The organism is Halomonas sp. BL6, assembly GCF_006228115.1.
Lineage (GTDB): Bacteria > Pseudomonadota > Gammaproteobacteria > Pseudomonadales > Halomonadaceae > Vreelandella > Vreelandella piezotolerans.
The window spans coordinates 39,950-52,998 of record NZ_VDGL01000006.1 but is presented as its reverse complement, the minus strand read 5'-3'; the positions used below and the strand labels follow the sequence as shown (position 1 = coordinate 52,998).

The following is a 13,049-nucleotide window of genomic DNA, read 5'->3' as shown; positions in this document are numbered from 1 at the left end:
ATAGCCTCGAGATAGTGCTTTACCCCTCGACCTGCTGCCTCAGCAGCAGTTCAACGCGCCGGTTGGCTGCTCGCCCTTCCGAGGTAGCGTTACTTTCCATGGGTTGGGTGTCGGCATAACCGACCGCCCGCATACGTGAAATGGCAATGCCTTGCCGCTCTAATTGGCGCACGACCGCAATGGCACGGCCTACTGAGAGCTCCCAGTTCGATGGAAACCTCGGCGTCGAGATAGGCACGTTATCGGTATGACCTTCAACGGAGATTTGCCCATCGAAAGTCGCCAGCACGGAAGAGAGTCGTTCTAACACATCTTGCCCTTGGGGCGTTAGCACATCGTTGCCGCTGGGAAACAAAAGGCTGTCGTCGATGCGCAGCGTCACGCCCTCTTGACCTTGCGAGACGCTTACACCGGGAATGTCGAGTCCCGCCATATGAGGTTGCAACCCTTCATGGCGTGGCTGAATACCCGTGGCCAAGCTAGCGAGCGGCAGTGAGGTCACGGCGCTGGCGACGCTCAGGGCCTCGTGGCTCTGCCCTTCGCCGCCGCTCGGCGGCGCCAAGGCTAGCAGCAGAACGAACAGCGTGATGAGCAGTGTGAGTACGTCCAAGTAGCTGGTTAGCCAGCTCTCGTCACTCTCACCCACTGCAGCGGGCAGCTCCAGGGCATGCCGTGAGTCGCGATCAAGCATGGCGCTACCCTTTCAATGCGGAGCCAACGTCGGGGCGGGGTTTGACGTTGGCGTCCCGGATCTCATCATGGTAGTTCGCTACGAAGGAGTTGAGCGTCTCTTCAATGAACGATGGCAAGCGGCGCTTGGTGATCAATGAAATCCCTTCGAGCACCATGTTCATGGTAATCAACCGCTCCTCGGTGCGCCGCTCCAGCTTGACGGCGATGGGCTTGAACACGAGGTTGGCCAGCAAGATACCGTAGAAGGTGGTCAGCAGTGCTACCGCCATGCGGGGGCCGATGACCTGAAGGTCTCCGGCATCCATGACTTCGAGCATGTTGACCAGCCCCACTAACGTGCCGATCATGCCGAAAGCGGGCGCGTAGGTCGCCATGGTGCGAAAAATTTGCGCTTCGGCGTGTTCGCGGGCTTTCAAGCGGGCGATACGCCAGCGCAGCATGTCGAAAATCTCATCCTCTTTGGTATTGGCGATCACAAGTTGAATACCGGTTCGTAGAAACGGGTTGCGGGTGTGCTCGAGCTCCCGTTCGACGGCCCGCACGTCACCTTTGAACCAGAGCCGCGACATGGACACCAGCTCGTTGATGTCGTCCCGCACATAGGTATTCTCACGGCGGAACACCAAGCCCACCAAACGCACCACTCGCAGCACTTCTTTCAACGGATAGCTGATGAAGGTCGCCGCCAGCGTACCGGTGATGACGATGGCCAGTCCCGGCACATTGATAAAACTTTCGGGCGACTCTGCAGTAAAGAACAGCACGCTTACCAGCAGCAACATGCTGGCAAAGATACCGATCAACGTAGATGGGTTCATCAACGGCTCCTCGCCGAGTAGGGTGAGTGGGTATTAGGATTCATCGTGATCGCGTAAACGCGCGCGCAGACGGCTCACCGCCTGACTGTGTAGCTGGGAGACCCGCGATTCGGTGACGCCCAGCACCGCGCCGACCTCTTTAAGGTTCATCTCTTCTTGGTAATAGAGCGCCATCAGCAGCTTTTCACGCTCGGGCAATGCCTCGATGGCCTCGATCAAGGTGTGTCGCTGCTGCTCATCAAGCAATTGGTCAAACGGCCGATGCTGGGCATCGTCACCCGCCGGCTCACCGCCATCGGCGACCAGCTCTTCGAACGGCAGCAGTTGACCACTGTTGGTGTCATTCAACAGCTGCTGGTACTCGCTCAGGGGCATCTCCAGCTCGCGGGCAATTTCACCCTCTTCAGGGGGGCGGCCCAACTGCTGCTCCAAGCGGCGTACAGCATCGTCCACTGCCCGCGCCGAACGACGTACGCTGCGCGGCAGCCAGTCGCGAGTGCGCAGCTCGTCCATCATGGCACCGCGAATCCGCTGGCTGGCGAACGTCGCGAACGTGGCACCCTGGGCAGCATCGAAGCGTCCCAGCGCCTCTAATAGCCCCACCATGCCTGCCTGGATCAGATCATCTAGCTCAATACTTGCGGGCAATCTTACCTGCAGCGTTAAGGCCTGACGTCGCACCAGTGGCATGTATTGGGTCAACAGCTCACTTTGTTTGATCCTGCCTTGTGCTGTATACATCCTCGTGCCTCGCGGCTGAACGGCCTTTACCGATAATTCACTATTACCTGTAGCCCCTGCACCCTCACTGGCCGCTGGCCCGGCGACAGTGCAAACCGAAAGTGCAGCGGCGCATTTGCCAACATGCCTTCCAGCGCAGTGGTACTGCCACGCATGCCCGACAGTGCCACGCAGCGCTCAGGGTGACACAACCAAGCGTTGACGGGGTGACTCGGTGGGGTGTCGAACCGCCACTGCACGCGCGTTAGCGTCGCTCCTCCCAGCGGGATGCCTGCTGGTGGCGAAATGGCCTGGCTCTGACTGGTGCGGTCGCTCATGGCGACCAACACGCCAGGCACGTCTCGGCTCCAGCTACCCGTTGCCGCCTCGGCGCTAACGACCCACATGATGGTTGCCAGCATCGCTGCGCAGGGTCTCACCCTTTTCACTGTTAACAACTTTACGGCTTTTATCAACGTCTGTCGGGCAAATAGCCTCATACGCGGGCCCTCTATTCGGCGTAGGTCGCTAACGACAGCAAGCCGATCATCTGTCTCAACGTGCAAGCAACAAAAGCTCGATATCCAAATAGTAAGCGGCGGCGTCACGCAAGTTCTCCAGCAGCCCCTGACGCGGCAGGTGCGGTTCATGGAGTGCCAGCAGGCGTCGCGGACCGCCATGCTCTCGCACTTTTCGAAGCACACGGTACATGCTGGCAAAGCCATCGGCATCGCTAGTGACCCATAGCGCCCATCGTGCATGCTCCTTCGCCAGCATGGCCAGCGACGGCGTATCGGCCATGACGACCTGAATCTGCCAATCCTGTGGGTCGCCCGCCCACTGACGCCCCAACGCCGACCACTGCCCCAAACGTCCACGCACTTTATCGACTTGTGCGGCGCCGGTATGCGGTAACCCTATCACCACCAGCGGCTTCTGAGGGCGCGGTGGCGTCACCGTCGCCGGTTCAGTGGCGGCAGCGACAGTGGGCGCCAGAGCGTCTTGGGTATGCACCGCCGCCTCTTCAGTACTGACCGGCGAGGCAGGAGCGGCGGACGCATGGGTATCTTGTGGTTCGTCCTGTGCGGCTCGCTGCTGACGCTGTAGATCGGCCCATTTGCGCAGGCCCGCCGCTTGATCCTGGCCGCTCATATCAGGTCCTCGCGACTGACGCTACCGAGCTGGCGAATGGCATCGCGTGCCATCAACACGTGCACCAAGGCGTCGAGTAGCGCCGTATCGCGGCGTTTACGCTGACTGCCCAGCAGGCGCAACAGGTCGGCTCGCAACGCTTGCACCGCGTCGTCATCGGCCAAATCCAAGTGACTGGCTACAGCGGCGGCGCCGCTGGCCATGAGCAGGCGTAGCTCGCTGCTCACCTCGCCGCCATCCGCCTCTTTTAGCTGCTGCCAGGCACGCTTGGTCAACGCGGATAGCCCATCACTCTGTAACTGAATGACCAGCAGCGATACAACGTCGCTGCCTAGACGCGCGGGAGTTAGCCAGTAGCGGCGCACGACACGCTTGCTGCTTTCTGGATCGCACACGTCGCCCACCCAGGCCAGCACCGCGTTGCCGGTGGCATCGTGGGCCTCCACGTAGGCTGTCGACAGCTGCATGCGTTGACCACGAAAACGAATGGCAACACGATGGGTGAGCGTACTCTCTTGAAACAGCGTACGCAGGGTATGACGCTCGCCCTGGCAGTGTACACGCTGACTGGCGTTGACGGCGCTGACCCAGGTCAAGCGCTGGTCGTTAAGCCATGCCAGCGCGTCGGACTCCGGCAGGGTAGGCAGCAGATGAACGGCGATGTCTGCCGCGCAGCCCGCCAATCGTGGTTGCCACCCAGCAGGTTGGCGATGCTGCAAACGCGTCAGTGCCAACCATGCCCCTTGATCGTCGAGCGCCACGTCCGGCATCGACCAGTCACAGTTGCGCTCGTTGCGCCTGGGCGACCATACGACGCCCATGGCATCGTGGGTCGCTTCCGCGCCAGCCAGCAGCGTGTCTAAACGCTGATCCTGCACCACGCTGGGCAGCGCAGCGATGTCCCAGGCGGCCTCCAAACGGTGAAAATCGGCGACCCGTTGACGCAGCCGAGTCAGTACCGATGTCAGCCGGCGCCCCTGGCCTAGCACATCCCGCGACCAGCGCGGCAGGCTCGGCGCGCTGGCCGGGCCGCCTTGATCCATCGAAGCGCTCGAACTGGCCGAGAGCGCTTGGTCGATCAGGCCAGAGGGCGTGGCCACGGCCATGTCTTCCGGCACCTGCTGGCCGTGTGATCCAAACAGGACGCGCATGCCGTGGCGCATTACGATATCCAGAACGGGCGCCAGTCGCCCGGCCTCGTCCTGCTTGGTGATGATGCAGTCGTCGAGCTCGGCCCCTGCGGCCCGCGCTGCCTGACGGTAGCGCAACACCACCTCTTCCAGGGTCTCTGGCTGGCTGGCCGCATTGAGCAATAGCACCAGTCGTACTGTCGACTGTCCGCCCTGCAAGTGCGCAATCTGCTCGATCACGCGCTGATCTCGTTGGCTCATCCCAACGGTATCGATGATGACCCATTGCTTGCCTTGCAGTCGGCCGACCAGCTCGTCGATAGGCTGTTCTGCGTCGAGCGCGTACATCGGCGTATCCAACAGTCGGGCGTAGATGCGTAGCTGCTCGTGGGCACCGATGCGGAAGCTATCAGTGGTCACGAGCGCCACCGGACGAGTGCCATGGCGCATGACGAAACGCGCCGCCAGTTTGGCCGTGGTCGTGGTTTTACCGACCCCAGTAGGCCCTACCAGCGCCACGATGCCGGTTTGATCGAAAAAGCGATCTTCGTGCGCCAGCACCTTCAGCCGCGCTATGAGCTGTTCGCGCAGCCAAGCGCTGGCAGCGTCATGGCCGCCTTCCTGGGTCAATAACTCCTCGGGCAGCGCTTCGAGCACCTCATGGCTGAGTTCGGCGCTAAAGCCCACCCGCACCAGCATGGCTAGCAGATATTCATACGTCGTTTGAGTGCCGCGCGGCGACTCCACCATCGGCTGACGGCGAGAGAGCAGCTCGCGCATGTCCTGCATTTCTCGGAGCAGGCGCTCGCTCATTGCCTCCAGCGGATCTGGCTGTGTCGGCAGTGAGAAAGCCGCGGCGGGCGCCGGGGCGTCTCGCGATACTTCTGAAGGCTCTGCGGGTGACGGATCGAACTGGTCGACCGCGTCGTCGGCCATGGCCAGAATTTCAACGCCGCCTTCGGTGCGGCGATTAGCAACGATCAAGGCATCGTCACCCAGTATTTCGCGCACTTGGCGCATGACATCGCGACTATTGGCTCCGACAAAACGTCTCACGCTCATGGTTCACCTGTTACCAATTTAGCGGCCACCGACCAGGGTGGTCACGCGCAGGGTGCGGTCGTCGGGAATTTCTGCCTGGGACATCACCACCAAGTGGCGCATCCGGCGGCGTAGGAAGCGCGATAGCACCGCGCGCAACGAGTGTTGAACGACCAGCACGGGCGCTTCACCACTGCCTTCGTGCTTCTCGAGCGCCTGCTGTGCCTGATGCATCAACGTATCCGCCAGCCCCGGCTCCATGGCCCCGTTACCGTTCATGGCCTGCATCAATACTTGTTCGAGCTGCGCGTCCAGTCCCATGACGTGCAGGGTCTCCTGGCCAGCAAACCACTGTTGTGTAATCGCGCGACCCAGCGCGATACGCACCAGAGCGGTCAGCTCATTGGGGTCTTTCTGTTGTCCCGCATACTCGGCCAAGGTGTCCAACACCGTGCGCATATCGCGAATCGAGACGTCTTCATCCAGCAGGTTCTGCAAAATTCGCTGCAACACGGTCAGAGAGATCGCTTTGGGCACCACCTCTTCGACCAGCGATTTTTGGTCTTCGCCCAGTTTGTCCAGCAGCTTTTGCACTTCTTGCCGCCCCAGCATCTCGGGAGAGTGACGGTGCAGCAGATGGTTCAGATGGGTGGCGATCACCGTGCTGGCATCCACGACCGTATAGCCGTAGACCTGAGCGTGCTCACGCTGGTTGCCATCGATCCATACCGCAGGCAGTCCAAAGGCTGGGTCTTGCGTTGGCGTGCCTTGTAGCTCACCGGACACTTGGCCGGGGTCGATGGCCAGCCATTTGCCGGGCTGCGCGTCGGCACGGCCGATTTCGGCGCCTTTCATGGAAAGCACGTAGGTATTGGGCGGCAGTTCTAAGTTATCGCGAATGTGTACCACCGGGGGCAAAAAGCCCACCTCCTGGGCGAATTTCTTACGGACGCTTTTAATGCGCCCCAGCAACTCCCCTTTTTGCCGCGAATCTACCAGCGGAATCAAACGGTGGCCCACTTCCAGACCCAGCGTGTCCACCAGCTGTACGTCTTCCCAACTGGCTTCTGGCGTCTCTTGAAGAGGCGGTGGCGCCGTGGCGATCTCCTCTTTGACCAAGGTCTGCTCTTTGCGACGCATCAGATACCACGCCAAGCCGCCCAGCAGCGCGGTGAAGACCAAGAATACGAAATTGGGCATGCCGGGCACCAGGCCGAGCAACCCCATGACCATCGCCGCTAGAATCATGACCTGAGGATTGACGAACAGCTGGCTGATCATCTGCTGACCAACGTCCTGCTCGGTATTTACCCGAGACACGGTGACGCCTGCAGCCGTCGAGATGACCAGAGCCGGGATCTGAGCCACCAAGCCATCGCCAATCGTCAGCAGCGTATAGGTACGCGCGGCATCGGCAAAGCCCAGATCGTGCTGCATCATGCCAATCAGCAGGCCACCAATAATGTTGACCACCATGATGACCAGACCCGCCACCGCGTCACCACGAACGAATTTACTGGCACCGTCCATGGAGCCGTAGAAGTCGGCTTCCTGGGCTACCTCGGCGCGACGCTTTTTCGCTTCATCTTCGCCAATTAACCCAGCATTCAAGTCGGCGTCGATGGCCATCTGCTTGCCAGGCATGGCGTCGAGCACGAAGCGAGCGCCCACTTCGGCGATACGCCCCGCACCTTTGGTGATGACCATGAAGTTGATGATGACCAAGATGAGGAAGACGACTAGCCCCACTGCAAAATTACCGCCGACGAGGAAGGTGCCGAACGCCTCAATGACCTTGCCCGCCGCATCACCGCCTTCGTGGCCTTCCATCAATACCACGCGGGTGGAGGCCACATTGAGCGAGAGGCGAAGCAGCGTCGTGAACAGCAGGACGGCCGGAAAAGCGGCGAAGTCCAGCGGCTTTTCGGCAAACATGCTGACCAGCAACACCATGATGGACAACGCAATGTTGAACGTGAACAGCAGATCCAGCGCGAACGGCGGGAGGGGCAGAATCATCATGCCCAGAATCATTAAAATCAGCAGCGGGCCCGCAAGCAGCTTCATGCTCACGTCGTTCATCCAGGGTCGCTGATTGATCAACTGGCTTAAGCCTTTCATGTTTGCGCCTCATTGCCACCGGCACGACGGCCGGGACTGTCCATTTCCGGGGGAACCGGTAAATTATCGGGAGTGGGGGGCACCTCGCCTCCTTGCTGTGCAACGTGCTTCAGGCGATAGGCCCAGGCCATGACCTCGGCCACGGCGGTATACAGTTCGGCAGGCACTTCGGCCTCTAAGTCGACATGATGATACAGGGCACGCGCCAATGGCGCTGCTTCCAATCTCGGAACGCCAGACTCTTCACCTATTTCACGGATACGTGCGGCCACGGCGTCCGCGCCTTTGGCCACCAGCCGAGGGGCCCCCATACGCCCCTCCTGGTATACCAGTGCCACCGCGTAATGCGTTGGGTTGGTGATGATGACATCGGCGTCGGGGACTTTACTCATCATGCGACCTCGCGCCATGGCTTGCTGCTGCTGGCGAATACGCCCTTTGACATGGGGGTCGCCTTCGGAGTCTTTGTGCTCCTGTTTGACCTCTTCTTTGGTCATACGCAGTTGCTTGGCGTTGTTCCATAGCTGGAACGGCACATCGATCAAAATCACTACGATCAGCGACAACACGATGAGACCAGCCGCCAGAGCGGCCATGTTCAGTGCGCTCACCAGCGCCTGCTGAATGGGCTGATCCATCAGTCCCAAAAACCGCCCCATATTAAAATATAAAAAGCTGAACGCCACACTTCCCACCAGTACCGACTTGGCGATAGCCTTTGCCAATTCGGCCAGTGCTTGGGTGGAAAAGAGTCGTTTGATCCCTTTGATCGGGTTCAGCTTCGAGAACTTGGGCTGGAGAGATTTGGAGGAAATGAGCCAGCCGCCCAACAGTGCGGGCGCTACCAGCGCAATGACCGTGAGCAGCAGAAAGAGCGGTAGCATCGCGATGAGCGTTCGCTGCCCCAAGTCCAGCGCGTTGACCAGCATCGAGGTCGTTTCCATGGCTTGGCGACGTTCGAACAAGAACGCCTGCTCCATCACCATGCCAAGCTGGTCATAGAGCATCTGCCCCATGCTCCATAGACCTATCACGCCCCCGAGCAGCATCAGGAAGGTCGTCAGCTCTCGGGACCGAGGCACCTGGCCCTCTTCCCGCGCTTTGTCCAAGCGTCGAGGCGTGGCCTCTTCGGTTTTTTCCTGATCGCTGTCGTTATCTGCCATGCTGTCATCCGGCTGACGAGTGGTCGGTCGACCAAAGTAAGGCACACCATAAGCTCAGCCGCCCTTGAGGACGGCTGAGCTGGGGTCTTATTTTGCCAGAGGCAGAGGCTTACAATATGCTAATAACCCGGCATTAAAAGCCTAATTCGTCCAATAAGTCGTCTACCTGATCCTGTCCGGTGACGATATCAGGGGCGTTCGCTTTCACCTGCGGCCCATTGAGAAGGTCTTCATTGCGACGCGCGTTCTCGTTTTTCCACTGATCTTCCGCCTTGCGCTGCATCGTTTCGCGCGCTTCTGCGCCCGGCACGTTGTCGATCAGTACCTGAACCAGCTGGTGCTCGATCTCACGAATCACATCCATCATCTTTTTGATGACTTGGCCCGTGAGATCCTGGAAATCCTGAGCCATCATGATGTCCAGCAGCTCTTTATTGGTCGCTGCGGTGATCTGCGGCACATCGCTCAGGTAGGTCCGCGTTTCTTTGACTAGCGCCTTGGCGTCATCCAGTTCCTTGGGCGCTTCGAACCACTCACCCCAGCGTTTATCCAAGGCTTCGGCACGCTCAGAGAGCTGGTCTTGCAGCGGCTGTGCCCGATCGATGGCGTTGAGCGCCTTGTCCGCCGCCTGCTCGGTCATCGTTGCCACATAGTGCAGTCGGTCACGGGCATCGGGAATCGCTTCGGCGGCCTTCTCGATCTCCTTGTCCAAGCCAAGCTCGCGCATGTTGTCACGCAGCATGCGGGTGAGCTTACCAATACGAAAGATCAGGTCTTCAGCGGCTTCTTCGGACAGTTGGGCAGAACCACCCTGCTCATTCTGACTCATTGTGTTGTCTCCTCGTTAACCGAGCACCTTGGCTCCGCCGCGTCATTTACCCATTTTCTCGAAGATTTTATTCAGCTTCTCTTCTAGGGTGGCGGCTGTGAACGGCTTGACGACGTAACCATTGGCGCCCGCTTGTGCGGCGGCAATGATGTTCTCTTTTTTGGCCTCTGCCGTCACCATTAGAACCGGCAGATCTTTCAACGCATCGTCCTGACGAATTTCTTTGAGCATCTCCAAACCATCGAGATTCGGCATGTTCCAATCCGACACGACGAATTCGAAGTTGCCAGCGCGCAGCTTGTTCAACGCATCCTGACCGTCTTCGGCTTCATCTACATTGGTAAACCCGAGCTCTTTCAACAGGCTGCGGACGATCCGGCGCATGGTGGGAAAGTCGTCTACTACCAAGAAGCTCATGTTCTTATCGGCCATGGGTCATCCTCTCACTAACATCATGTATTGGGTGACTGTGAATTCAGTCAGGGTTAAAACTCTTCCCACTCATCGTGGGCCTGGGTCGTCGTTTGATGCCGCGGCGGTGCAACAGGAGCCGCAGCCGCCGATGTGTTCTGAGCCAGCTTGTGCGGTGCACGTTGGGTAGCGGCATGCTGTGCCGGCAGGGCGCTACGCGCGGACGAGTCGCTCAGCACCTGAAAGATGGCCACCGCTTCTTCCAAGCGATTCGCCTGCTCTTCCAGCGACGCCGCAGCGGCAGACGCTTGTTGCACTAGCGCCGCGTTTTGCTGTGTCACTTGATCCATCTGCCCAACGGCCTGACTCACCTGCTCGATCCCGTCACTCTGCTCCTGAGAGGCGGCGGAGATCTCATCCATGATATCGGTCACACGACGCACCGCCGTGACGACATCGGTCATCGTTTGTCCTGCCTTTTCTACCAGAGAAGAGCCCTGGTTGATTTGACTAACAGACGCCTCGATCAGCGTTTTAATCTCTTTTGCCGCATCGGCACTGCGGCTAGCGAGGTTGCGCACTTCGCCTGCCACGACGGCAAAGCCGCGCCCCTGCTCACCGGCACGCGCTGCCTCGACCGACGCATTGAGCGCTAAGATATTGGTCTGGAAAGCAATCGAATCGATCACACTGGTAATATCGGCCACCTTTTGTGAGCTGGACGAGATGCCCTGCATGGTATCGACCACTTGCTGCACCACTTCGCCCCCCTGCTCTGCCGTGGTCGAGGCGTCCGCTGCGAGCGTGCTGGCCTGACGAGCATTGTCGGCATTCTGTTTCACCGTGGCCGTCATCTGCTCCATGCTGGCGGCCGTTTGCTCGATCGAGGCGGCCTGCTGCTCGGTGCGAGACGACAGATCGGCGTTGCCGCTGGCGATTTCTCGCGTACCATGGTGAATCTCTCGGCTGCCCTCACGTACCCGCGTCACGGTCGTGCTGAGATTCTGCTGCATGGTCGCCATGGCCGCAAAAAGGCGCCCAATTTCGTTCTTGCCTGCTTCAGGCAACGGCTGAGTCAAATCTGCCTGAGCAATACGGTCCAGCCGCTGAACGGCATCGTTCAGCGGTGCAATGACCGTACGGCGCAAGCCCATATAGATCGTCAGGGCGACTAACAGCGCCAGCCCCACGGCGAGCGCATTGATCAACGTGAAAGTATCCCCCTGGGCCTCCGCGTCGGCACGGGTCGTCGCCACACGCTCGAAGCCATACTGAACGAACGCCGTAATACTCACTGCCAGTGCTTCCAACGGCTGGGCTAACTCCCCCCGCAACTGATTGAAGGTATTGATATCCATGAACGCGAAGCTTTCGTGCTGCTGCTTGACGAGCGCGAGCACCGTGTGGAAATTGTCCTCCACGGCCTCCCCTAGCACTTGTCCCTGGGGGTCACGGGGTGCCGCCGCAAAATTATTGAAGCGCGTTTCTGCCCGCTCGATCCGATTGGCTGCCACCTCTACCTGCTCATTGGACTGCTGCGTACGACCCACCATCAATAGATTGGACGCCGTTTCCATCGCCAGCATGGCCTGATTGAGCAGCGAGTCGGCGCGGTTCAACTCGTTGAGCTGCTCGTTGCCGATCTGATTGAGCGTGGCAAGATTACTCTGCGCACTGCGATCGGCCATGATGCTCAGCCCGGCCACCACGAGAATAAGGGTGACCAAACAGGCAAGTGCCGTGACGACGGCGGTATGGATACGGAGATTGCGCAGCAAGCGGTTCATTGTTGTCGTTTCCCTTGTCAATAGCTATCCAGGTGATGTTCGATATCGTGGTGTCAAACCCGCTGCGCGCGACCGGAAGCGGCGATTAGCGCCATCAGTCGAGACGGGATGTCGTCGAGCGCCACCACTTCGACCGCTCCACCAACGGCAATCGCCTCACGCGGCATGCCGAAGACCACGCAAGACTCTTCGTTCTGAGCGATGGTGGGCGCGCCAGCCTGGCGCATCTCCAATAAACCGGCCGCGCCGTCCTTGCCCATCCCAGTAAGAATCACACCAATGGCGTTTTTACCGGCGTGCTTCGACGCCGAGTGAAACAGCACATCGACGGAGGGGCGATGACGGTTGACCGGTGGCCCATCGTTGAGCCGTGCGACGTAGTTAGCGCCGCTGCGGGCCAGCTCCAGATGTTGGTCGCCGGGCGCAATATAGGCGTGCCCTGGCAGCACGCGCTCACCGTCCGTGGCCTCTTTCACGGTAATACGGCACAAACGATCCAGACGCTCGGCAAAAGAGCGTGTAAAGCCGCCTGGCATGTGCTGAGTGATCAGAATCGCTGGCGCATTGGCAGGCAGCGGCTCCAGCACCGCACGAATGGCTTCGGTGCCGCCGGTGGAAGCACCAATGATGATCAGCTTTTCACTGGTCATCATCGGGGCTTTGAGCTGACTCGGAGGGGGCGTGTTTTTGTGACGCGCTTGGCGCGGTCGAGAGCGTGCGGCAGCGCGGAGTTTATCGGCAATCTCGTTGGCGTACTCCATCATGCCGCTGCGAATACCCAGGCTCGGCTTGGCGACAAAATCCAACGCGCCCAGCTCCAGTGCTCGTAACGTGATTTCAGAGCCACTTTGCGTCAACGATGACACCATCAGAACCGGCATGGGACGCAAACGCATCAGCCGTTCGAGAAAGTCGAGACCGTCCATGCGCGGCATCTCGACATCCAACGTCAGCACGTCAGGGTTATGCTGCTTGATCAGATCCCGGGCAGCGATGGGGTCAGGCGCAACGGCGACGACTTCCATGTCGGGCTGAGAGTTGATGATTTCTGTCAGCAAATCACGGATCAACGCCGAGTCATCGACGCACAACACTTTAATCTTGGCTGCGCTCAAAGCACGCCTCCTCTTACGATAGCCATTGCCGCGTTGCTCGTCCGAGCCCTATCCCAAGGTCGAGCACAA

General features: G+C 59.7%; 12 protein-coding genes. All 12 read right to left on the bottom strand.

Translation table 11 applies throughout. The features are described from left to right. Positions 1-19: 19 nt before the first annotated feature. The 12 genes from FHJ80_RS13215 to FHJ80_RS13160 all read right to left on the bottom strand — a co-directional run bounded on the left by FHJ80_RS13215 (position 20) and on the right by FHJ80_RS13160 (position 12,980). On the bottom strand, positions 20-691 hold the full coding sequence (locus FHJ80_RS13215) for an OmpA family protein (protein ID WP_139527825.1): 672 nt from the start codon (positions 689-691) through the stop codon (positions 20-22). Positions 692-695: 4 nt separating this feature from the next. Further along, the gene (locus FHJ80_RS13210) at positions 696-1,511 is read right to left on the bottom strand and encodes a motility protein A (protein ID WP_139527824.1); all 816 of its coding nucleotides are present in this window, start codon (positions 1,509-1,511) and stop codon (positions 696-698) included. Between the two features lie 33 nt (positions 1,512-1,544). After that, on the bottom strand, positions 1,545-2,252 hold the full coding sequence (locus FHJ80_RS13205) for an RNA polymerase sigma factor FliA (RefSeq protein ID WP_139527823.1): 708 nt from the start codon (positions 2,250-2,252) through the stop codon (positions 1,545-1,547). A 26-nt stretch (positions 2,253-2,278) separates the two neighbouring features. Next, entirely contained in the window at positions 2,279-2,638 is a 360-nt protein-coding gene (locus tag FHJ80_RS13200) for a flagellar protein FlhE (protein ID WP_139527822.1), read from the bottom strand. Between the two features lie 148 nt (positions 2,639-2,786). Further along, positions 2,787-3,383: a hypothetical protein gene (locus FHJ80_RS13195; protein ID WP_139527821.1), complete on the bottom strand. Its 597-nt coding sequence runs from the start codon at positions 3,381-3,383 to the stop codon at positions 2,787-2,789. Further along, the gene (gene flhF / locus FHJ80_RS13190) at positions 3,380-5,575 is read right to left on the bottom strand and encodes a flagellar biosynthesis protein FlhF (protein ID WP_139527820.1); all 2,196 of its coding nucleotides are present in this window, start codon (positions 5,573-5,575) and stop codon (positions 3,380-3,382) included. The genes FHJ80_RS13195 and flhF overlap by 4 nt, the downstream gene beginning before the upstream one ends. A gap of 18 nt (positions 5,576-5,593) precedes the next feature. Next, the gene (gene flhA / locus FHJ80_RS13185) at positions 5,594-7,675 is read right to left on the bottom strand and encodes a flagellar biosynthesis protein FlhA (RefSeq protein WP_139527819.1); all 2,082 of its coding nucleotides are present in this window, start codon (positions 7,673-7,675) and stop codon (positions 5,594-5,596) included. After that, positions 7,672-8,838, bottom strand: coding sequence for a flagellar biosynthesis protein FlhB (gene flhB, locus FHJ80_RS13180; protein WP_139527818.1), 1,167 nt, complete (start codon positions 8,836-8,838; stop codon positions 7,672-7,674). Before flhB ends, flhA begins: the two co-directional genes overlap by 4 nt. 133 nt (positions 8,839-8,971) lie before the next feature. Further along, positions 8,972-9,667 (bottom strand): protein phosphatase CheZ, encoded by a 696-nt coding sequence (gene cheZ, locus FHJ80_RS13175; protein ID WP_139527817.1) that lies wholly within the window; start codon positions 9,665-9,667, stop codon positions 8,972-8,974. 42 nt (positions 9,668-9,709) lie between these two features. Next, positions 9,710-10,099, bottom strand: a complete 390-nt coding sequence (cheY, locus tag FHJ80_RS13170) for a chemotaxis response regulator CheY (RefSeq protein WP_139527816.1) — start codon at positions 10,097-10,099, stop codon at positions 9,710-9,712. A gap of 53 nt (positions 10,100-10,152) precedes the next feature. Then, positions 10,153-11,865 (bottom strand): methyl-accepting chemotaxis protein, encoded by a 1,713-nt coding sequence (locus tag FHJ80_RS13165; protein WP_139527815.1) that lies wholly within the window; start codon positions 11,863-11,865, stop codon positions 10,153-10,155. Positions 11,866-11,918: 53 nt separating this feature from the next. Next, the gene (locus FHJ80_RS13160) at positions 11,919-12,980 is read right to left on the bottom strand and encodes a chemotaxis response regulator protein-glutamate methylesterase (protein WP_139527814.1); all 1,062 of its coding nucleotides are present in this window, start codon (positions 12,978-12,980) and stop codon (positions 11,919-11,921) included. Between the last annotated feature and the right edge of the window lie 69 nt (positions 12,981-13,049).

Excerpts from the sequence above, each read along its gene's own strand:
- FHJ80_RS13215 (WP_139527825.1), bottom strand. The coding sequence starts at position 691 with ATGCTTGATCGCGACTCACGGCATGCCCTGGAGCTGCCCGCTGCAGTG.
- FHJ80_RS13210 (WP_139527824.1), bottom strand. The coding sequence starts at position 1,511 with ATGAACCCATCTACGTTGATCGGTATCTTTGCCAGCATGTTGCTGCTG.
- FHJ80_RS13205 (WP_139527823.1), bottom strand. The coding sequence starts at position 2,252 with ATGTATACAGCACAAGGCAGGATCAAACAAAGTGAGCTGTTGACCCAA.
- FHJ80_RS13200 (WP_139527822.1), bottom strand. The coding sequence starts at position 2,638 with ATGTGGGTCGTTAGCGCCGAGGCGGCAACGGGTAGCTGGAGCCGAGAC.
- FHJ80_RS13195 (WP_139527821.1), bottom strand. The coding sequence starts at position 3,383 with ATGAGCGGCCAGGATCAAGCGGCGGGCCTGCGCAAATGGGCCGATCTA.
- flhF (WP_139527820.1), bottom strand. The coding sequence starts at position 5,575 with ATGAGCGTGAGACGTTTTGTCGGAGCCAATAGTCGCGATGTCATGCGC.
- flhA (WP_139527819.1), bottom strand. The coding sequence starts at position 7,675 with ATGAAAGGCTTAAGCCAGTTGATCAATCAGCGACCCTGGATGAACGAC.
- flhB (WP_139527818.1), bottom strand. The coding sequence starts at position 8,838 with ATGGCAGATAACGACAGCGATCAGGAAAAAACCGAAGAGGCCACGCCT.
- cheZ (WP_139527817.1), bottom strand. The coding sequence starts at position 9,667 with ATGAGTCAGAATGAGCAGGGTGGTTCTGCCCAACTGTCCGAAGAAGCC.
- cheY (WP_139527816.1), bottom strand. The coding sequence starts at position 10,099 with ATGGCCGATAAGAACATGAGCTTCTTGGTAGTAGACGACTTTCCCACC.
- FHJ80_RS13165 (WP_139527815.1), bottom strand. The coding sequence starts at position 11,865 with ATGAACCGCTTGCTGCGCAATCTCCGTATCCATACCGCCGTCGTCACG.